This is a genomic window from Alcaligenes sp. YSL9 (assembly GCF_030515105.1).
GTDB lineage: Bacteria > Pseudomonadota > Gammaproteobacteria > Burkholderiales > Burkholderiaceae_B > Alcaligenes > Alcaligenes phenolicus.
Map to the genome: position 1 here is coordinate 1,236,978 of NZ_JALXJU010000001.1, position 18,844 is coordinate 1,255,821.

16 protein-coding genes are annotated in these 18,844 nt (G+C 55.7%); 4 read left to right on the forward strand and 12 right to left on the reverse strand.

The annotated features are described in order from the left end of the window. Nucleotides 1–36: 36 nt before the first annotated feature. Both glnE and M2Q46_RS05760 read left to right on the forward strand, forming a co-directional pair. A complete protein-coding gene (gene glnE / locus M2Q46_RS05755; protein ID WP_203145672.1) occupies nucleotides 37–2,793 on the forward strand; it encodes a bifunctional [glutamate--ammonia ligase]-adenylyl-L-tyrosine phosphorylase/[glutamate--ammonia-ligase] adenylyltransferase in 2,757 nt (918 codons plus the stop codon). Nucleotides 2,794–2,895: 102 nt separating this feature from the next. Continuing rightward, a complete protein-coding gene (locus M2Q46_RS05760; RefSeq protein WP_026483517.1) occupies nucleotides 2,896–3,594 on the forward strand; it encodes an epoxyqueuosine reductase QueH in 699 nt (232 codons plus the stop codon). A 321-nt stretch (nucleotides 3,595–3,915) separates the two neighbouring features. Here the strand turns inward: M2Q46_RS05760 and clpB are convergent, their stop codons facing one another. Beyond that, complete coding sequence (gene clpB, locus M2Q46_RS05765; RefSeq protein ID WP_009455937.1) at nucleotides 3,916–6,507, reverse strand: ATP-dependent chaperone ClpB; 2,592 nt, start codon at nucleotides 6,505–6,507, stop codon at nucleotides 3,916–3,918. A gap of 324 nt (nucleotides 6,508–6,831) precedes the next feature. Between clpB and M2Q46_RS05770 the strand changes: the two genes are divergently transcribed. After that, nucleotides 6,832–7,560, forward strand: a complete 729-nt coding sequence (locus M2Q46_RS05770; RefSeq protein ID WP_009455938.1) for a helix-turn-helix domain-containing protein — start codon at nucleotides 6,832–6,834, stop codon at nucleotides 7,558–7,560. A gap of 161 nt (nucleotides 7,561–7,721) precedes the next feature. On the opposite strand, the gene M2Q46_RS05775 is transcribed toward M2Q46_RS05770, so the two are convergent. From M2Q46_RS05775 to aceA, 10 genes are all read right to left on the reverse strand, one after another. Beyond that, nucleotides 7,722–7,976 carry a hypothetical protein gene (locus M2Q46_RS05775; protein WP_022983138.1) on the reverse strand — a complete coding sequence of 85 codons (255 nt, stop codon included), beginning with the start codon at nucleotides 7,974–7,976 and terminating at the stop codon, nucleotides 7,722–7,724. A gap of 66 nt (nucleotides 7,977–8,042) precedes the next feature. Next, nucleotides 8,043–8,246, reverse strand: a complete 204-nt coding sequence (locus M2Q46_RS05780) for a FixH family protein (RefSeq protein ID WP_009455940.1) — start codon at nucleotides 8,244–8,246, stop codon at nucleotides 8,043–8,045. 18 nt (nucleotides 8,247–8,264) lie between these two features. After that, a complete protein-coding gene (gene ccoG, locus M2Q46_RS05785) occupies nucleotides 8,265–9,764 on the reverse strand; it encodes a cytochrome c oxidase accessory protein CcoG (protein WP_026482942.1) in 1,500 nt (499 codons plus the stop codon). Between the two features lie 37 nt (nucleotides 9,765–9,801). After that, entirely contained in the window at nucleotides 9,802–10,719 is a 918-nt protein-coding gene (gene ccoP, locus M2Q46_RS05790) for a cytochrome-c oxidase, cbb3-type subunit III (protein ID WP_026482943.1), read from the reverse strand. Beyond that, nucleotides 10,716–10,889 (reverse strand): CcoQ/FixQ family Cbb3-type cytochrome c oxidase assembly chaperone, encoded by a 174-nt coding sequence (locus M2Q46_RS05795; RefSeq protein ID WP_026482944.1) that lies wholly within the window; start codon nucleotides 10,887–10,889, stop codon nucleotides 10,716–10,718. Before M2Q46_RS05795 ends, ccoP begins: the two co-directional genes overlap by 4 nt. Then, complete coding sequence (ccoO, locus tag M2Q46_RS05800) at nucleotides 10,890–11,549, reverse strand: cytochrome-c oxidase, cbb3-type subunit II (protein WP_009455946.1); 660 nt, start codon at nucleotides 11,547–11,549, stop codon at nucleotides 10,890–10,892. 10 nt (nucleotides 11,550–11,559) lie between these two features. Next, complete coding sequence (gene ccoN, locus M2Q46_RS05805; RefSeq protein ID WP_021446465.1) at nucleotides 11,560–13,047, reverse strand: cytochrome-c oxidase, cbb3-type subunit I; 1,488 nt, start codon at nucleotides 13,045–13,047, stop codon at nucleotides 11,560–11,562. A 186-nt stretch (nucleotides 13,048–13,233) separates the two neighbouring features. Next, nucleotides 13,234–13,419 (reverse strand): cbb3-type cytochrome oxidase assembly protein CcoS, encoded by a 186-nt coding sequence (gene ccoS, locus M2Q46_RS05810; protein ID WP_009455947.1) that lies wholly within the window; start codon nucleotides 13,417–13,419, stop codon nucleotides 13,234–13,236. A 1-nt stretch (nucleotide 13,420) separates the two neighbouring features. Then, the gene (locus M2Q46_RS05815; protein ID WP_051359093.1) at nucleotides 13,421–14,389 is read right to left on the reverse strand and encodes a hypothetical protein; all 969 of its coding nucleotides are present in this window, start codon (nucleotides 14,387–14,389) and stop codon (nucleotides 13,421–13,423) included. Between the two features lie 584 nt (nucleotides 14,390–14,973). Beyond that, on the reverse strand, nucleotides 14,974–16,281 hold the full coding sequence (gene aceA / locus M2Q46_RS05820; RefSeq protein ID WP_009455950.1) for an isocitrate lyase: 1,308 nt from the start codon (nucleotides 16,279–16,281) through the stop codon (nucleotides 14,974–14,976). A gap of 308 nt (nucleotides 16,282–16,589) precedes the next feature. On the opposite strand from aceA, the gene queF reads away from it, so the two are divergent. Next, nucleotides 16,590–17,417, forward strand: coding sequence for an NADPH-dependent 7-cyano-7-deazaguanine reductase QueF (gene queF, locus M2Q46_RS05825; RefSeq protein ID WP_115633853.1), 828 nt, complete (start codon nucleotides 16,590–16,592; stop codon nucleotides 17,415–17,417). A gap of 175 nt (nucleotides 17,418–17,592) precedes the next feature. Here queF and M2Q46_RS05830 read toward each other — a convergent pair whose 3' ends face one another. Further along, nucleotides 17,593–18,843 carry an MFS transporter gene (locus M2Q46_RS05830; RefSeq protein ID WP_052159458.1) on the reverse strand — a complete coding sequence of 417 codons (1,251 nt, stop codon included), beginning with the start codon at nucleotides 18,841–18,843 and terminating at the stop codon, nucleotides 17,593–17,595. Nucleotide 18,844: the final 1 nt, after the last annotated feature.

Here is an 18,844-nt window from a genome sequence, read left to right on the forward strand (position 1 = left end):
CTTGTCGTTCCCCTTATCCGAAAAGCCTCTTATCGTATGAGCCAGTCCATTATATTGAAGCCCGTGATGCAATGGTCCGGCCCCTTGCGTCGAAAAGTAAACGCTCAGCCGCAATTTGGAGCGTGGCTGGAAGAGCAAGCCCAACACCCTGTCACCCCCGCATTGATTACGCAATGGTATAGGACTTTGCTGCCCGAGCCCGATAATGATCGTCTGGCACAAGTGCGCCAGGCCTTGCGCCAACTGCGCGAACGGGTCTTTCTGGTGCTGATGATCCGCGATATCAATGGCTTGGCGCCACTGGAAGAAGTCATGCAGGCCATGAGCAGCCTGGCTGATCTGGCCGTGGCGCAAGCCTATGAGACCGTGACCCGGCAACTGGCTGACGTACACGGTATTCCTAGAAACTCGGAAACCGGCCTGCCCCAAGAGATGATTATTTTGGGTATGGGCAAGCTGGGCGGGGGGGAATTAAACGTTTCCTCGGACATTGACCTGATCATGCTCTACGACGAGGACGGCGAAACCGAGGGTCGCCGCCCCCTGAGCTATCACGAGTTTTACGGCAAAGTGACCCAGCGCATGATGCCCGTGCTGTCTGATACTGACGCCTTCGGCCAGGTGTTTCGCACCGACTTGCGCCTGCGCCCGGACGGTGATTCGGGACCGCTGGCCTGGAGCATGCAGGCCCTGGAAAACTATCTGGTCAATCAAGGCCGGGAGTGGGAACGCTATGCCTGGATCAAGGCGCGCCCCATCAAGGCCCAGGCCTTTGAAGGCAGCCGTAGCGCCGGCGATATACATCACTTCGAAGCGCTGCGTACCCCTTTTGTGTATCGCAAGTATTTTGACTTTGATGCCCTGTCCGCCCTGCGCGGCCTGCGCGAGCGCATCCGTCAGGACTGGACACGCCGCGCCCTGAACCGCAATGGCGTGGAGACCTGGCACAACATCAAGCTGGGGGATGGCGGGATTCGAGAAATTGAGTTTGTGGTCCAGCTCAATCAACTGATACGCGGTGGACGGCAACCTTCCCTGCAAACCACCAGCCTGCACAAGGCTCTGCGCGGTCAATGCGCGGCCGGTCTGCTGGACCAGGAGGTCTGCGACAAGCTGCTGGCCGCCTATACTTTCTTGCGACGTGTCGAACACCGCTTGCAGTACCGCGAAGACGAACAAACCCATTTGCTGCCCCAGGACGAGGAACTGCGCACCGAGCTGGCCGCCACCTTGGGCCTGAGCCTGCCCGACTTCGATGAACAGTTAGGCCAGCACAGAAAGTTTGTGTCGCATACCTTCCGCAATGCCTTCCGTCTAGCGGGTATGGGGGAAGAAGCCAGTGCCGAGCCTCCTGTAGCGGCAGCCCCCACCCTCGAAGTCAACAGCGCCGAGCAAGATCAGGCTTTGCAGGAACGCATCGAACAATTACGTCAGGCCCTTTTGAACAGCCATCGCCTGCGCAGCCTGCCCAATGCCAGCCTGGATCGCGTACAACGCTTGATCCCCTTGGCTGAGGACTACGCCTACCGCTCCGAAAACCCGGAAATGACAGCGACACGGCTCTTCAACCTGATCGAGCTGATCGCCCAACGCAGTGCTTATCTGGCTTTGCTGGCTGAATACCCCGATACGTTGGCCCGCGTCGCCCGTATTGTCTCGGCCAGCCCTTGGGCCGCCCAGTATCTGGCTCAATACCCGCTCCTGCTGGACAGCCTGATCGAATGGCATTCGCTAATGGAAATTCCGGACTTTGCAGCCCTGTCCGAGCAAATGTGCCGCGATCTGGACGCCTGCCGCCTGCCCGATGGCCAGGCTGATGTCGAACAGCAAATGAACATGATGCGCGACTGGCAACACCAGATCACCTTCCAGTTGCTGGCTCAGGATCTGGAGGGCGTGCTGACGGTAGAGGCACTGGCCGACCAGCTCTCGGCCCTGGCCGATATGATGCTGGCCGAGACGCTGGAGCGTACCTGGCCTCTGACGCGCCCCCGCAGCCTGGGCCCTGAACACGACACCCCGCCCCGCTTTGCCGTCATCGCCTACGGCAAGCTGGGCGGCAAGGAAATTGGCTACGCCTCGGACCTGGATCTGGTGTTTCTCTATGACGACCCCAGCCAGGATAATGTGGAGCGCTACATCAAACTGGCTCGCCGCATGACCAGCTGGTTGTCGGCCATGACCTCCTCCGGTCGTCTCTACGATATTGACCTGCGTTTGCGCCCGGATGGCGATGCCGGTTTGCTGGCCGTCAGTGTGGATGCCTTCGAGCAGTATCAAACCCGTAGCGCCTGGTCCTGGGAGCATCAAGCCATTACCCGTGCCCGTTTTGTGACCGGGGATGCCCAGATCAAGGAACGCTTCGATGAAATCCGCCGCTCCATCTTGTTGATGGAACGTGACCGTCGCAAACTGCGCGCCGACATTCTGGACATGCGTGACAAGATCAGTGCCGGGCACCCCAACCGCAGCGAGCTGTTTGATTTGAAGCACGACCGTGGCGGCATGGTGGATGTGGAGTTCATCACCCAATATCTGGTGCTGTGCCATAGCCGCGAGCATCCCAAACTGCTGGAAAACCTGGGCAATATCGCCTTGCTGGGCATTGCCGCGCAAGCGGGCCTGATTGCGGTTGACCATGCTCAGGAAGTTGCCGATGCCTACCGTGCCCTGCGCCGTCGTCAGCACGCATTACGTCTGGAAGGGGCGGAAAAAGCCCGTGTGCCGCAGACCGAGTTGACTCAGGAACGGCAGGCCGTGACGCGACTATGGGACGAGGTCCTGGGGTACTAAGGCAACAGATTGATTTCACTAAACTTTGCCAAGAATCTACAATAGTCGCATTGATTTATTGTGCGACCGACTCGGGACGCCCTTTTTCTCGGATTCAGATTCATGTCCACTCAGCTCAATCGTCCAGTTTTAACCATGCCGGAAAAGCGCGAGAAATTGCTGCTGCACTCCTGCTGCGCCCCCTGTTCGGGCGAGGTGATGGAGGCCTTGCACGCCTCGGGGATTGAATACACCGTTTTCTTCTACAACCCCAATATCCATCCGGTGCGCGAATATGAACTGCGCAAGCAGGAAAACATCCGCTTTGCCGAACAGCACGGTATCGAATTTATTGATGCCGACTACGACGTGGATAACTGGTTTGAACGCGTACGCGGCCTGGAACACGCTCCCGAGCGTGGCGAGCGCTGCACGGTCTGCTTTGACATGCGCTTTGAGCGCACAGCCCTCTACGCCCATGAAAATGGCTATGACATCATCTCCAGCGTCCTGGGTATCTCGCGCTGGAAAGACATGAACCAGATCAACGACTGCGGCGAGCGCGCCGCAGCCCGTTATCCGGAGATGAAATACTGGACCTACAACTGGCGCAAAGGTGGCGGCTCGCAACGCATGCTGGAGATCAGCAAGCGCGAGAACTTCTATCAGCAGGAATATTGCGGCTGCGTGTACTCGCTGCGCGACACCAACCGCCACCGCCGCTCGCAAGGCCGCCCTCGTGTCGAGATCGGTGTGAAGTTCTACGGCAAGGATGAACTGGACCTGACTCCGCCCCCAGCACCGGCGCACGAGAACGCCTAAGCGAGGCCTGAACGGTCGTCCTTACGGTCTCAGTACACGTGACTAAGACAGTCTCTGCTTGAAAGCTACCCTTTATACAAACACTGCATGGCTGAGCCACACCAAGATTCTGAATAGCTTCGTCTTTGCTAAAACCCAAGTGGGTGGCACAGATCACAGGTAAAGCAACCCAAGCTTGAAACAATCCGTCGAGCCAAAGAAAAAGCGCCTTGGTTGCCCAAGGCGCTTTTTTTACTGCCGTTTCAACTAAGGCTTACTGCATGCGCTGGTCCGCTCTACTGCTCAACGCTCACCAGCACAGCAGTAATCAGAGCCTGCTCATTACTGGATACTGCGGGTGAACGTAAACTCGCCGTCCTTCCAGTCCACAGGCACCACATCCTTAGGACCAAAGCGGCCTTCCAGAATCAAGCGTGCCACCGGGTTCTCAATGTGCTGCTGAATGGCACGTTTCAAAGGACGTGCGCCAAACACAGGGTCAAACCCGGCCTTGGCCAACTGAGCCAAAGCAGCCTCGCTGACTTCCAGATGCATGTCACGTTGAGCCAGACGCTGATCCAGACGTTCAAGCTGGATACGAGCAATGGACTCGATGTGTTCTGCTTCCAGACCGTGGAATACCACCACTTCGTCGATACGGTTCAGGAACTCGGGGCGGAAATGCTGCTTCACTTCTTCCCACACCACTTCCTTGATCACATCGTAAGGTTCGCCCGACAAACGCTGGATATGCTGCGAACCCAGGTTGGAGGTCATGATGATCACCGTATTGCGGAAGTCCACCGTACGGCCCTGACCATCGGTCAAACGACCATCGTCCAGCACCTGCAAGAGCACGTTAAAGACGTCGGGGTGTGCTTTCTCGACCTCATCCAGCAAAATCACCGAATAAGGTTTGCGACGCACGGCCTCGGTCAGGTAACCGCCCTCTTCATAGCCCACGTAGCCGGGAGGCGCCCCGATCAAACGAGCCACCGAGTGTTTCTCCATGAATTCGCTCATGTCGATACGAATCATGTGATCCTCGGAATCAAAGAGGAAGTTGGCCAATGCCTTGGTCAGTTCGGTCTTACCCACACCGGTTGGCCCCAGGAACAGGAAGGAACCATAAGGGCGGGACGGATCAGACAGACCGGCGCGCGAGCGACGGATGGCATCCGACACCAAACGTACGGCTTCACCTTGGCCGACCACACGCTTGTGCAAGTAGTCTTCCATCTGCAAGAGCTTTTCACGCTCGCCCTGCATCATCTTGGACACAGGAATACCGGTTGCACGCGAAACCACTTCCGCGATTTCCTCGGCACCAACCTGTGTACGCAACAAGCGAGGCTTGTCCTGATCAGCCTTGTCCATATTGGCTTCAGCCGCTTTCAGGCGCTCTTCCAGCTCGGGCAGCTTGCCGTATTGCAGCTCGGCCAACTTGTCGAACTGGCCCTTGCGTTGCAGCTCGGCCATTTCGGCGCGAACCTTCTCGATTTCCTCTTTAACAACTTGCGAGCCCTGAACTGCCGCTTTTTCGGCTTTCCAGATCTCTTCATAGTCGTTGTACTCACGCTGCAGCTTCTCCATCTCGTCATTGATGGCCTGCAAACGGCGCTGAGAGGCTTCGTCCGTGTCCTTGATGACCGCTTCACGCTCGATCTTCAGCTGAATGATGCGGCGATCCAGCTTGTCCATGACCTCGGGCTTGGAGTCGATCTCCATACGGATACGGGCCGCGGCCTCGTCGATCAGGTCAATGGCCTTATCGGGCAGGAAACGGTCCGTAATGTAGCGCTGCGACAGCTCGGCCGCAGCCACAATGGCCGGGTCAGTAATCGCCACACCGTGGTGCAGCTCGTAGCGCTCCTGCAAACCACGCAGAATCGCAATGGTGGACTCCATGTCCGGTTCGTTAACCAGCACTTTCTGGAAACGACGCTCCAGAGCCGCGTCTTTCTCGATGTACTGGCGATACTCGTTCAGCGTGGTGGCACCGATACAGTGCAGCTCGCCGCGCGACAAGGCGGGTTTGAGCATATTGCCGGCATCCATGGCACCTTCGGCCTTACCGGCGCCCACCATGGTGTGCAACTCGTCAATAAAGACAATGGTTTTGCCATCGTCCTTGGACAGCTCTTTCAAGACGGCTTTCAGACGTTCTTCAAATTCGCCACGGTACTTGGCACCCGCCAGCAAGGCAGCCAGGTCCAGCACCAGAACACGCTTGCCCTTCAGGGTTTCGGGCACTTCGTTGTTCACGATACGCTGCGCCAAGCCTTCCACAATGGCGGTCTTACCCACACCAGGCTCACCAATCAACACGGGGTTGTTCTTGGTGCGACGCTGCAGAATCTGGATAGTGCGACGAATTTCGTCGTCACGGCCAATCACCGGGTCCAACTTGCCCAGACGGGCACGCTCGGTCAGGTCAGTGGTGTACTTGTCCAGCGCCTCACGGTTGCTATCACCTTCGGCATCATTCACATTGGCACCACCGCGTACGGCCTCAATGGCCGCTTCCAAGGCACGGCGCTGCAAGCCGGCATCGCGCAAGGCACGACCGGTTTCGCCTTTGTCGTCAGCCAGGGCCAGCAGGAACAACTCGCTGGCGATATAGGTATCACCGCGCTGGGCGGCTTCCTTGTCGGTTTTCGCCAAAGCGGCTTGCAGAGCCGAGCTGAGCTGCTGCTGACCTTCCGCCCCTTGTACCTTGGGCAGATTGGAGATCAGGCGGTTAAGCTCATTTTCCAGACGGGGAATGGCGACGCCCGCACGAGCCAGCAAGCTGCCAGTGCCGGAATCGGCATCGGCCAGCAAGGCGACCAGTACGTGGGCGGGTTCCAGATAGGGGTTGTCTTCGCGAACAGCCAGGCTCTGCGCATCGGCTAGAGCCTGTTGAAACTTCGTTGTCAATTTATCGATTCGCATAGAATTTTCACTTGAGAAAATATGCGATAAGCTAAAGCAAACAGTTACTAAATACTGCTCGCCCAGATCTCGCAACAAATAACAGGATGAATTGAAGATAAGGACAAAAACCAAGTATTCAAGTGTTTGGATCGCTTTTAAACAACAACCTGGCAAAAGCAGTCTGACCGCGCTGTACCCGGCATGGGCAGCCGCTTCCCGCATGGCGCGGCCCTTAAGAACTAAACATATTAAGGATTAGCGGGAATACCAACCAATAAAAAGCTACAATTACACTTGATTTGACTCAAAGATTTAGCGTTTCGCCATCTGACATTATTCCTTATGCAAAAACGTATCTCGGTTACCGCTGACTCCATACGCTGCTCCAGCTGTATGCTCAATGAGGTATGTCTACCTCTTGGGATGCCTAAGCATGAAATGGAGCGGTTGGACGAATTAGTCAAGGAGCGCATCCGCATCCCCAAGGGCGGCGTGCTGTTTCGACTGGCCGACTCAGTCGAGGGAATCTATGGTCTGCGCTCTGGTTCTATCAAGATGCAGCTGGAAGATTCCACCGGCCACATCCAGATTACGGGCTTTTTATTACCAGGAGAAATCCTTGGCATGGATAGCCTGGTTGAAAACCGCCATGTCTCCCATGCCATCGCCCTGGAAGACAGCGAGGTCTGTGTGATCCGCCTTGATGATCTAGACCGCCTGTCGGCCCAACTGCCTATCTTGCAACAACAATTCCGTCGCTTGATGAGCAAGGAAATCAACCGCGCCCATCAACTGATGATGACCTTGGCCGGACTGCGTTCCGAGCAGCGCCTGGCCGCCTTCTTGCTGAACCTGTCCCAGCGCCTGTCGCTGCTTGGCTACTCCCCTTACGAATTCATTCTGCGCATGAGCCGCGAAGAAATCGGCAACTTCCTGGGCCTGACACTGGAAACGGTCAGCCGCCTGTTCTCGCGTTTTGCGCGCGAAGGTCTGCTGAAAATCTCCCAGCGTGAAGTCCACTTGCTGGATCTGGCCGCCCTGCGCACTCTGGCAGGCACGGAGTGCGATTAAAGCCACTGGCTGGCTACTTGCTTTACCTGGTATTGCCTAGGGCTTACGCAAGGCTCTGAACGTCTCTAGGGCCTGCTGCATCACTCCCCAGCACCAAGCGCGCACAAAAAAAAGCACATGCAGTTTGCATGTGCTTTTTTGTCTTTTGGCGCTTGTCGAAATCAGTCCAGACTATCTGCCGGTTCAGCCAGTACCGCTGGCGAACCAGAGGACATATACAGGCTAAGCGTACAAGCCACCGCAGCGGCCACCCAGAACAGAAAAAACGCCACCGTATAAAAGGTCAGTCGATCTACTTGCATATGTCCAAGCACAACGATGTCCAACGGGTCTACCAAAGCAAACACGATTGCACTCAGTACCCCAGCGACCAGGAATGAAGGCCACAGTATCCACATCAACGATCGGATGGTCATTCGTACCCCCTTCTTGAACGGAAACATACTTCTCTCAACCCTAGCGTAACGGTGTATCAACTACTTTTAGCGCTGCTCGCGGGCAGGCTCGCCTTTGGTGACGACCAGACCTTGCTTGACGCCGCCGTCCGTCACTCCCTGATTACTGAAGTTCTGGAACGCCAGCACAATGGTAATGACGCAGCCCACGATAGCCAGAGCCGGGCCGGCCATCAACAACCAGGGCCACGGTTCACGCCACCAGGGTCCACTGTCCTTTGATTCGTCCATGTTTTGCTCTTTATAAAGTTACTGAGGAATATAGAAACTACTGCGTTCATTCACGTAGGTTTTGCGGCCCCCTTCATGCTCGCCGACTGCCTGGATGGAAATATCATACAGGCCTGGCTTGGCACTACTAATTGGGACTTGCACCACGACAGGCAACAATCTATTGCCTGCAGGGGCCACATGAATGTGATCCTGGCCGTTCTCGGTCAAGTGAATGCGTGCGCCTTCCAGACCTGTTACGGACAACTGCAACTCCATCGCCTCTTCCGAGGTATTGATGACTTGCAAACGGAACACGTTTTCGATCATGCCGCCGGGCACTTCACGGCCCAGAGCACCACGGTCACGAATCACGTCCACACGCATCGGGGTACGTGTTGCCAAGGTGTAGACGAAGGCACCGCAAATGACGGCCAGAATCAGGATATAAGACAGCACGCGCGGGCGCAGCATGCGACGTCGCACCTGCGATTGCGTCATGCGCTCTTTAATGGCACGCTCCGAGGTGTAACGGATCAGGCCCTTTTCATAGCCCATCTTGTCCATGACCTGGTCACAGACGTCCACACAGGCGCCACAGCCAATACACATGTACTGCAGGCCATCACGAATATCAATACCGGTCGGACAGACCTGAACACAGAGGCTGCAATCCACACAGTCGCCCATACCGGCTTCTTTATGGTCAATCTTGCGAGATCGACCACCGCGGGTTTCACCACGCACAAAGTCGTAGGTCACCACAAAGGTATCGCTGTCCACCATGGCACTTTGGAAACGTGCGTAGGGGCACATGTACTTACAGACGGCTTCGCGCATGAAACCTGCGTTACCCCAGGTGGCAAAGGCGTAGAACAAGAGCCAGAACCACTGCCAAGGGCCTAGGGACAGGGCGATCAGCTCGCCACCCAGTTCGCGGATAGGAGCGAAGTAGCCGATAAAGGTAAAGCCGGTCCACAAAGCAATCACGATCCACAGGAAGTGCTTGGTTGCTTTGAGACGTAATTTGCGGGCGTTCCAGGCTTGCTCATCCAAGCGGATACGCGCCAGACGGTCCCCTTCCACCTTGCGCTCGACCCACATGAAGATCTCGGTGTAGACCGTCTGCGGACAGGCATAGCCACAGAACAAGCGTCCGGCCATGGCGGTGAAAAGGAATAAGGAGAAGGCAGATATCAGGAGCAGCACCGTCAGGTAAATAACGTCCTGGGGCCACAAAATCATGCCAAAAATGTAGAACTTGCGTTCCAGCAGGTCGAACAGCACTGCCTGACGGCCATGCCATTCCAACCAGGGCAGACCATAGAAAATGATCTGCGTGAAATACACCATCCAGATCCGCCAGCGGGCGAATACGCCCTTGACGGATCGTGGATAGATTTTGCTGCGTACATCGACCAGCGCCTTCTCGACTTGCGGAGAGGTTCCACCCGCTCCCTTGGTGTTACGTGGAGGTTGCCACTTGGGCACAGTTCCCTGCGCGTTATCAGCGCTGGGTTGGGAAGAATCACTACTCATTGCAAGTCCTGAAGGCGTCAGATCAATTTAAAACACATTAGTTAGCCTGGGCAGGCTCGGCATTGTTCGACAAGCCCCAGACCCAACCCGCCAGCAAACGAATCTGCTCAGGAGTCAAAGTGGCTTTCTGAGCCGGCATCTGGTTGGTACGACCCTGCAGGACGGTCTGAACGATGGTGGCTTCGGAGCTGCCATACAACCAGTAATCGTCCGTCAGATCAGGAGCGCCCAACAGCGTGTTGCCCTTGGCATCCGCACCGTGACAGGCAAAACATGCGCTGTCATAGACACGTTTACCAGCCACCAGACGCAGAGGATCTGCAGCCAGACCGGACAAGGAACGCACATACTGAGCCACGTCGGAGGCTTGAGCGGGGGTGAATTGCGCTTGTGGCGGCATCATCCCGGTACGGCCTTCGGTAATGGTGTGCAGAATCTGCTCGGGCTCGCCGCCCCACAACCAGGCTTTGTTGGCCAGGTTAGGGAAGCTGGGAGCACCTTGTGCATCGGAGCCGTGACACTGGGCGCAGTTGTTCAGAAACAGGCGCTGACCAATTTCGCGAGCTTCCGGATCGCGAGCGATCTCTTCAATAGGCATTTCGCGGTAACGGGCGTACACAGGCTCCAGGCGAGCATTGATCTCGGCCTGTTGCTGCTTGACCTGCTGGCCGGAACTAAAACCCAATGTGCCCTTGAAACTGCCCAGGCCGGGATATAGCACCAGGTAACCCAGGGCAAACACACACAAACCGATGTACATCACGGTCCACCAGCGAGGTACAGGAGTGTTCAGCTCGGTCAGGTCACCATCCCAGACGTGGCCGGTTTCTTCCACATCGACTGTCTTGCCCAGAAATGCACGCTGGGTAAACAACAGCCACAAACAAAATATGATGCCTAGCAAGGCGATGCCGGAAATCCAGAGGCTCCAGCCATTATTAAAAAAGTCACTCATTCGGAACCCCCAGGGTTTTTATCGTTGCATCCCTCGTCGGGCAAGGCGAAAGGCAGAAGCGCTGCTTCTTCGTTGGCCTGGCGGCGTCCCCGAGAGAACGCCCACCAGCAAATGCCAATGAAGGTCGCCATCGCCAAAGCAGTCATAACACCGTTGATGATGGCTAGCATTTAGTGGCTCCCCTGCTCCACAGCCCTAGCAGCTGCGTCGCGACTGGCCACGCCCAGGCCCTGCAAGTAAGCAACCACCGCATCTTCTTCGGTCTTGCCTACCAGCTCCTGAGGAGCAGCATCAATTTGTTCCTGCGTGTAAGGCACACCCAGCGTACGCAATACCTTCATGCGATCCTGAATGTTTTCACCTTCGACCGAGTTTTTCTGCAGCCATGGGTAGGCGGGCATATTGGACTCTTTCACCACGTTACGTGGGTTGCGCAGGTGAATGCGGTGCCATTCGTCGCTGTAGCGCTGCCCAACACGGGCCAGGTCAGGACCAGTACGCTTGGAACCCCACAGGAAAGGGTAGTCATAAACAGACTCCCCAGCCAGCGAGTAAGGACCATAACGCTGCACTTCGGACTGCAACATACGAATCTGCTGCGAGTGACAGCCCACACAACCTTCACGGATGTAGATGTCACGCCCCATCAGTCGCAAGGGCTCGTACGGCTCGATGCCTTCAGTTGGCTGAGTCGTCGAGTGTTGAAAGAACAAGGGCACAATCTGAACCAGACCTGCGAAAGAGATCACCAAGATACTCAGGATGATCAACAACCCGGTGTTTTTCTCGATCGTGGCGTGTGAAAAGCGCTTTTTAGTGTCATTAGCCATGATTTACTCCTTAGGCCAGCACAGGGGTTGGACCCACCAGGGCTGGATCGCGGGCGTCTGGGTTCTTGAGGGGCACAACCGGGTTGATGCCTTTCTCGCCGGCACGGATGGTCAGGAACACGTTCCAGGACATCAGCAAGATACCGGCTACAAAGAAGGCGCCGCCCAGAGCACGGATTGCGTAGAAGGGGTAAGTAGCTTTCACGACTTCCACAAAGCTGTACGTCAAGGTGCCATCAACACCGGTAGCACGCCACATCAGACCTTGCATCACACCGGCAATCCACATCGCAGCGATATACAGCACCACGCCCAGGGTAGCCAGCCAGAAGTGCAGATCGATCAGACGAGGACGAGCCATTTCAGTACGGCCGTACAGACGTGGGATCAGGTAGTACAGGGAACCGAAGGTAATCATGGCAACCCAGCCCAGCGCACCGGAGTGCACGTGACCAATGGTCCAGTCGGTGTAGTGCGACAGCGCGTTCACCGTACGGATAGCCATCATGGAACCTTCAAAGGTAGACATACCGTAGAAGGACAGAGCCACAACCATGAACTTCAGGATCGCGTCAGTACGCAGCTTGTGCCAGGCACCCGACAAGGTCATGATGCCGTTGATCATGCCGCCCCAGGAGGGAGCCAGCAGAATCAGGGAGAAAGTCATGCCCAAGGACTGAGTCCAGTCTGGCAAGGAGGTGTACAGCAAGTGGTGAGGACCTGCCCACATGTACGTAAAGCCCAGAGCCCAGAAGTGAACGATGGACAAACGGTAGGAGTAGATGGGGCGGTTGGCCTGTTTGGGGATGAAGTAGTACATCATGCCCAGGAAGGACGTGGTCAGGAAAAAGCCCACGGCGTTATGGCCGTACCACCACTGCACCATGGCGTCCTGCACACCGGCGTAGGCCGAGTAGGACTTCATGAAGCTGACTGGCAGTTCCAGGTTATTGAAAATGTGCAGTACAGCGATGGTAACGATGTAGGAGCCAAAGAACCAGTTGGCCACATAAATGTGACGCACCCGGCGCTTGACGATCGTGCCAAAGAACACAATGGCGTAAGCCACCCAGACCAGCGTGATCAGGATGTCAATCGGCCATTCCAGTTCGGCGTACTCTTTGGAGCTGGTGTAACCCATAGGCAGGGTAATGACCGCGGCCACCAGCACGGCTTGCCAGCCCCAGAAGGTAAAGGCTGCCAGCTTGTCGCAGAACAAACGGGCCTGACAGGTACGCTGCACGACATAGTAGGATGTCGCGAACAAGCCGGTGCCACCAAAGGCAAAAATCACAGCGTTCGTATGCAGTGGACGCAGACGTCCAAAACTAAGCCACGGTGTGTCGAAATTGAGTTCTGGCCAAATCAACTGCAAGGCAATAAAAAGGCCTATTGCCATGCCGATGACGCCCCAAAATACGGTCATGATGGCGAACTGCCTCACAATCCCGTAATTGAAGACTTCGGCGTTATTTCCGACTGCATCGGAAGTGCCCATTTGCTTCCCCTAAACAAACATTGTTAATACAAGCGACAACAAGCTACATCATCCAGCAAGTCGGTAATCTGCTACTTGATGCTTATCAAAAAACTTCGGAAAGCACGCGCTCGCGCGTGTTTCCGCCCCGCAGACTGTGTGTCGCCGACCATTTGCAGGGCTAAAAAACAAAAAAATTGGAAGGTATCAGGAATCGGGTGGACGCTCTGCTCCCGACAAACCCGCTGTGGAGTCGTCGTCCAGCAAGATGGAATCAGCCGCATTGCCCGTATCTTCAAACTGGCCAGCAAAAATGGCCCACCAGAAAGAGACACCGATAACAATGACCAGAAAAATGGAGATGGGGATCAGGACCAGCAAAGAGCCAAACATATCAGCCCTGCCTTGCTGCTGGACCGGTCCACTGAGCCGGCACCTCGCGGGTGCGGCTGCGATAGATGCGCCAGGAGTTGGCCGCCACGGCCAAAGAGGACACCAACATGCTGACGGCGGCCAGCCAGGGAGCCACAATGCCCAAGGCCGCCAAAGGAGTCATGAGCAAGTGCCAGACAATCGAACCGTACAGGTTTTGACGGGCGATGCGGCCAGTTTGCTGGGTCAGTTGTACAACTTCAAATTCATTCCTGGCAGGTCGGGCCAGCAAGCCGGCATGCGCCGAAGCGACGGCGGAGGGAACCGACATGGACATGGCACAGGGACAGCTCATGACCAGCATGGCAACCACAACAGGAACGACATGCGAAGGGTCCATCCAGTACCAGACCAGACCAAAGGCGGCGGCCAATACCAGCTGAATGCTGACAAACCAGAATGCCAGAGTATTGGCATGACCTGTCACGGACTGACGAAAGCGTTCGATCAGGTCATGGGATGCGGACTGCGTCACCGACTGGCGGGCGCAAAGCTCCAGATAACGGGCAGTCAGCAAAAAGGCCACGAACATCGTGACCGAGTCGTAGTACACCTCGCCCTGCTGGATCCAGGTGTTGTACACACTAGGCAGGAAGGCACCCACAATACCCAAGGCCACCGGCACATCCATGCCTACACGACCTTCGGACAAGCTTTTGACAGCCCCTTTCAGGATGGGCCAGGCACAGTACAGCACGACAGGCATGGTCAAGCACAGGCCCGCCCAATTCATGAGCACAATGACTTGCGAGAGAGATTCAATGTCTTCAGCGCGAGTGCTGAAAGAGCGCATATAGCCGGGGAAAGCAAACATCATCACCTGCATGGCAGCCAGCCAGGACAGGCCCAAACGGGCTAATGTGTGTCGCCGACGTGACCGCTGCTCATCGGTGAGGGGCTTTGGAAGAGAAAAAATCGAATATGCGCGCATGGAAGGACTATAAGCCACTGATATTTCTTCATTCTTGATTTAAATCAATACGACTTTGCTTCGATCCTATATCGTTGTCCTTATGCATCTTGTTCAGGCCGTTACCCCCCCAACGCGGCGCTAACTGTTCAATGCTTTCAAGGCTGCTTATTGGCAGCCTTTTTTTTATTCCATCCGCAACACAGTGCAAGGATTTCACACTGCTTATGCGTCCCTTGCGCGGCCAAAGTCTACCACGCCTTTTCCCTATGAGAATGCCTTGATTATCAAGACTTTTCATGACGAAATAATGTAGCGCTGTGAATGCAAATCAATCCACGCAAACGTGCACCTTGAATTGAAGAACAGGCAGGTCTGACCACCCGCTTTGCAAGCCTTTTCGGGCTTGTTTCCGCTCCCTCTTTCCATACCTTCAAAGTCTGTTCAAAACAGCTGCCACCAAATATCAAGCCTTCAAATTTGATATTTGAAATATGTAGTTTTTAAGCAAAAAAGTGTGCCAATAAAAAAGCAGCCCACCGACTGGAGCGTACGGTGGGCTGCCTGCAACCAGAGAAGGGGCTATCTACCCTTCCCTGTCCTGCTTATGCCTCGGAGGGCGCAAACTGCTCGGCTTCTGTGGAGCCGGCCAGTGCGGTCGTCGAGGACTTACCGGCTTCAACTGTCTGAGTGACAGCATCAAAGTAGCCTGTACCCACTTCGCGCTGGTGTTTCACAGCGGTAAAGCCCAGGGGTGCAGCGGCGAACTCTTTTTCCTGCAGTTGAACGAAGGCGCTCATCTGGTTGCGGGCGTAGCCGTGGGCCAGCTCGAACATGCCGTAGTTCAGTGCGTGGAAACCAGCCAGAGTGATGAACTGGAACTTGTAGCCCATGGCACCCAGCTCGCGCTGGAACTTGGCAATCGTGGCGTCGTCCAGGTTCTTCTTCCAGTTGAACGATGGCGAGCAGTTGTAGGACAGCAGCTTGCCAGGGAACTGACGGTGGATGGCTTCCGCGAAGCGGCGGGCGTACTCCAGATCCGGTGTGGAGGTTTCGCACCAGACCAGGTCGGCGTAAGGAGCGTAGGCCAGACCACGGGCAATGGCTTGATCCAGACCGGCACGGGTGCGGTAGAAGCCTTCCACCGTACGCTCATCCAGAATGAAGGGGCGATCGTACTCGTCCACATCGCTGGTGATCAGGTCCGCTGCATCCGCATCCGTGCGGGCAACCAGAATGGTGGGAACGTCCAGAACGTCAGCAGCCAGACGAGCAGCCACCAGCTTGGAGATAGCCTCACGAGTTGGCACCAGCACTTTGCCACCCAAGTGACCACACTTCTTGGCCGAAGCCAGCTGGTCCTCGAAGTGAACGCCAGCAGCGCCAGCCACAATCATGGCCTTCATCAGTTCAAATGCGTTCAGCACACCACCGAAACCGGCTTCCGCGTCGGCCACGATAGGAGCGAAGTAATCCACGTAGCCTTCGTCACCCGGGTTCACCCCTTCCATCCACTGGATCTGATCACAGCGGGCCAGGGAGTTGTTGATGCGACGCACCACGGATGGCACCGAGTTGACGGGGTACAGCGACTGGTCAGGGTACATTTCGCCAGCGCTGTTAGCGTCGCCAGCCACTTGCCAACCCGACAGGTAAATCGCTTTCAAACCAGCCTTGACCTGTTGCATGGCCTGGTTACCCGTCAGGGCGCCCAGTGCGTTCACAAAGGGTTCCTGATTGATGGATTGCCACAGACGCTCAGCACCACGGCGAGCCAGGGTGTGCTCCTCAACCAGAGAACCACGCAAACGAATCACTTCCTCAGCGGTGTAACCACGCTTGATACCTTGCCAGCGTGGGTCTTCTGCCCAGCGTTTTTGCAAATTGCGGATCTCAGTTTCTCGAGCATTCATGGTGAACTCCTAAGATGGATTTAACAGTGAACAAGATGACTACAGTCTACCCAAATGCTGCACCGCATCTATGTTTTCTATCTTATATAAGAGTAAATATTTTTCTGTTAAAAATCATATAGATATATAATTAATTTCGAGATATGAAATGACTTACCTGTTTGTGAAATAAAAAACTGTGCGGCGCGCAAGCCGTTTTTTGCATACTGAGACAAGGATTTCACAATGTGGGATAATCGCCTTTATACCGCCCGGTGAGCGCCTGCTCGCTGCACCGGTTTCCCGTTTTATTTCTGCAGCACCCGTCAATGAGCAACAACTCCCCTCTTAAAGACTCGCCTCTTGGGCACGATGTGGTTTATCCCACACAGTACGACCCCAGTGTCCTGTTTGGTATTGAGCGCTCCCTGAACCGCCAGGCGCTTCAGCTTCCCGAGCAGTGGCATGGCGCCGATATCTGGAACGGTTACGAGATCTCCTGGCTCAATCCCAAAGGCAAGCCTGTCGTCGCACTGGCGCGCTTTGTTATTCCCTGGAATAGCCCACGCATCATCGAGTCCAAATCCTTCAAGCTTTATCTGAACTCGTTCAATGATGAAGTGGTGGAAGATATGGCCAGCCTTGTGCAGCGTATGGAGCAAGACTTGAGCGCGGTTGCCGGTGCCGCTGTCAATGTGACGCTGATTCCGCTCAAGGCCTTGAACGGCCAGCCTATCCGTCAGCTCGAAGGCCATTGCATTGATGAGCTGGACATCAGCATTCAGGACTACACGCCACAAAGCGGCTTGCTGCAATGCCTGCCAGATGCCCCCATCGTGACCGAATCCCTGGTTTCTGATTTGCTCAAGTCCAATTGCCCCGTTACCGGCCAGCCCGACTGGGGCAGTGTGCAAGTACGCTATACCGGCCCACAGATTGATCCGGCTTCCTTGTTGCGCTATATCGTCTCACTGCGTCGGCATACCGAGTTCCACGAACATTGTGTAGAACGCCTCTACAGCGATATCCAGCAAGGCTGCAAGCCCGAGCGTTTGCTGGTGTATGCGCGCTACACCCGCCGTGGTGGCCTGGATATCAACCCCTGGCGCAGCAGCCATGCTGATAGTGTGGAAGAACCACGTCTGGCGCGTCAGTAGTCTCTATATAGCTATATAGAAAAGCGTGAACCGGAAAAGCCAATATGCTTTTCCAGGTTCGCGACTACAAGAGACCAGCTTTAAGGCAAGGCAAGAAAAAACCCCAAAACCTTGATAGGTTTTTGGGGTTTTCTTTTATGGCCTTGCGAAGAGGCCTTGCATAGCAGCAAGCAGATCAGGACTTGGTCGCGCGGCTTACTGTAGAGGCCACATACACAGCCAAACCGGCCGCGGTCCAATACCCGATGGCGGCACCATACCAGGGAGCCTGGGTCAAACCCACGTCCAGCAGCAAACCAAAGCCCACTGGTGCCAGGGAAGAACCTACGTCCATGCCCGAGTACACCAGGCCATACACTGCGCCGGTAGACCCTTTGGGGGTAACACGGCGTATCAGCATGTCCCGCGATGGCGAGGCAATGCCCGAGCAGAAACCAGCCGCCCCCACCACAAACAAAGCCAGCGAAGGCATGACCCAACCTGCCCCCAGTACCAGCAACAAAGCGCCCGATACGCACAGGGACACAAACACAATCAATTCAGAACGTGGTGTCGTGGAAGCAATAAAACCACCCACAAACATGCCCGCTGCCGAAGCCAGCATGAAGCCGGACAAGGCCGTACCCGCCGTTACCTTATCAATGCCATAGGTGTTATGCAGCATAGGGATGGTGTAATTCTGCACCACGGCCATCGCTGCTGTAGCAAAGGCAAAGAACAGGAAGGCACCCCACAGGGAAGGACGCGACAGCAAGGTAGATAGCGTCGTCCAAACCGATTCCTTGCTCTGTGGACGTGCAGGCGCTGTTCCCGAGGCTGTACGTCCCGCCAAGGCATCCCGGTTCATCAGAACCAGCACCAGAATGGCCGCAATCAGGGCTGCCGCCGACAGTACAGCAACGCGCCAGTTGAAATAGATGGTCAGCGTGGTAATAAAGACCGGCGTCAAGGCCCAGCCCAGATTCCCCGTCAAACCATGTGCGCTAAAAGCGTGGCCCAAACGAGCCGGGCTGACACGATGATTCAGGATGGAGTAATCCACCGGGTGGAACACGGCATTGCCCACGCCACCGATCAAGGCAGCTGCCAACAGCATTCCATAGCCATTGGCCGTCCCGATCAGCAAGGCCGCCACCACAAAACAGGACAGACCCACTTTCAGGACCGGCAAGGCTCCGATACGGTCAACCAGAAAACCGGAAGAGGCCTGCCCAAAACAGGACACCAGATAAAAGGTGGTCACCAGACCACCCAAGGTCAGGAAGTCGTAACCGAACTCTTGGCCAAGGGAAATATACAGTGTGGGCAGAATCAGCTGAAAGAAGTGCGAACTGGCGTGTGCGATACCGATAACGCCAATAACCCGCCAGTCCTGTGAACCGTCAGGCCCCGCCCCATCCAGCGTCGTTGTTGATGAATTAGCCATT

What these genes read in the sequence shown, in the direction of transcription:
- glnE (WP_203145672.1), top strand. Translation starts at nt 37, where the DNA reads ATGAGCCAGTCCATTATATTGAAGCCCGTGATGCAATGGTCCGGCCCC.
- M2Q46_RS05760 (WP_026483517.1), top strand. Translation starts at nt 2,896, where the DNA reads ATGTCCACTCAGCTCAATCGTCCAGTTTTAACCATGCCGGAAAAGCGC.
- clpB (WP_009455937.1), bottom strand. Translation starts at nt 6,507, where the DNA reads ATGCGAATCGATAAATTGACAACGAAGTTTCAACAGGCTCTAGCCGAT.
- M2Q46_RS05770 (WP_009455938.1), top strand. Translation starts at nt 6,832, where the DNA reads ATGCAAAAACGTATCTCGGTTACCGCTGACTCCATACGCTGCTCCAGC.
- M2Q46_RS05775 (WP_022983138.1), bottom strand. Translation starts at nt 7,976, where the DNA reads ATGACCATCCGATCGTTGATGTGGATACTGTGGCCTTCATTCCTGGTC.
- M2Q46_RS05780 (WP_009455940.1), bottom strand. Translation starts at nt 8,246, where the DNA reads ATGGACGAATCAAAGGACAGTGGACCCTGGTGGCGTGAACCGTGGCCC.
- ccoG (WP_026482942.1), bottom strand. Translation starts at nt 9,764, where the DNA reads ATGAGTAGTGATTCTTCCCAACCCAGCGCTGATAACGCGCAGGGAACT.
- ccoP (WP_026482943.1), bottom strand. Translation starts at nt 10,719, where the DNA reads ATGAGTGACTTTTTTAATAATGGCTGGAGCCTCTGGATTTCCGGCATC.
- M2Q46_RS05795 (WP_026482944.1), bottom strand. Translation starts at nt 10,889, where the DNA reads ATGCTAGCCATCATCAACGGTGTTATGACTGCTTTGGCGATGGCGACC.
- ccoO (WP_009455946.1), bottom strand. Translation starts at nt 11,549, where the DNA reads ATGGCTAATGACACTAAAAAGCGCTTTTCACACGCCACGATCGAGAAA.
- ccoN (WP_021446465.1), bottom strand. Translation starts at nt 13,047, where the DNA reads ATGGGCACTTCCGATGCAGTCGGAAATAACGCCGAAGTCTTCAATTAC.
- ccoS (WP_009455947.1), bottom strand. Translation starts at nt 13,419, where the DNA reads ATGTTTGGCTCTTTGCTGGTCCTGATCCCCATCTCCATTTTTCTGGTC.
- M2Q46_RS05815 (WP_051359093.1), bottom strand. Translation starts at nt 14,389, where the DNA reads ATGCGCGCATATTCGATTTTTTCTCTTCCAAAGCCCCTCACCGATGAG.
- aceA (WP_009455950.1), bottom strand. Translation starts at nt 16,281, where the DNA reads ATGAATGCTCGAGAAACTGAGATCCGCAATTTGCAAAAACGCTGGGCA.
- queF (WP_115633853.1), top strand. Translation starts at nt 16,590, where the DNA reads ATGAGCAACAACTCCCCTCTTAAAGACTCGCCTCTTGGGCACGATGTG.
- M2Q46_RS05830 (WP_052159458.1), bottom strand. Translation starts at nt 18,843, where the DNA reads ATGGCTAATTCATCAACAACGACGCTGGATGGGGCGGGGCCTGACGGT.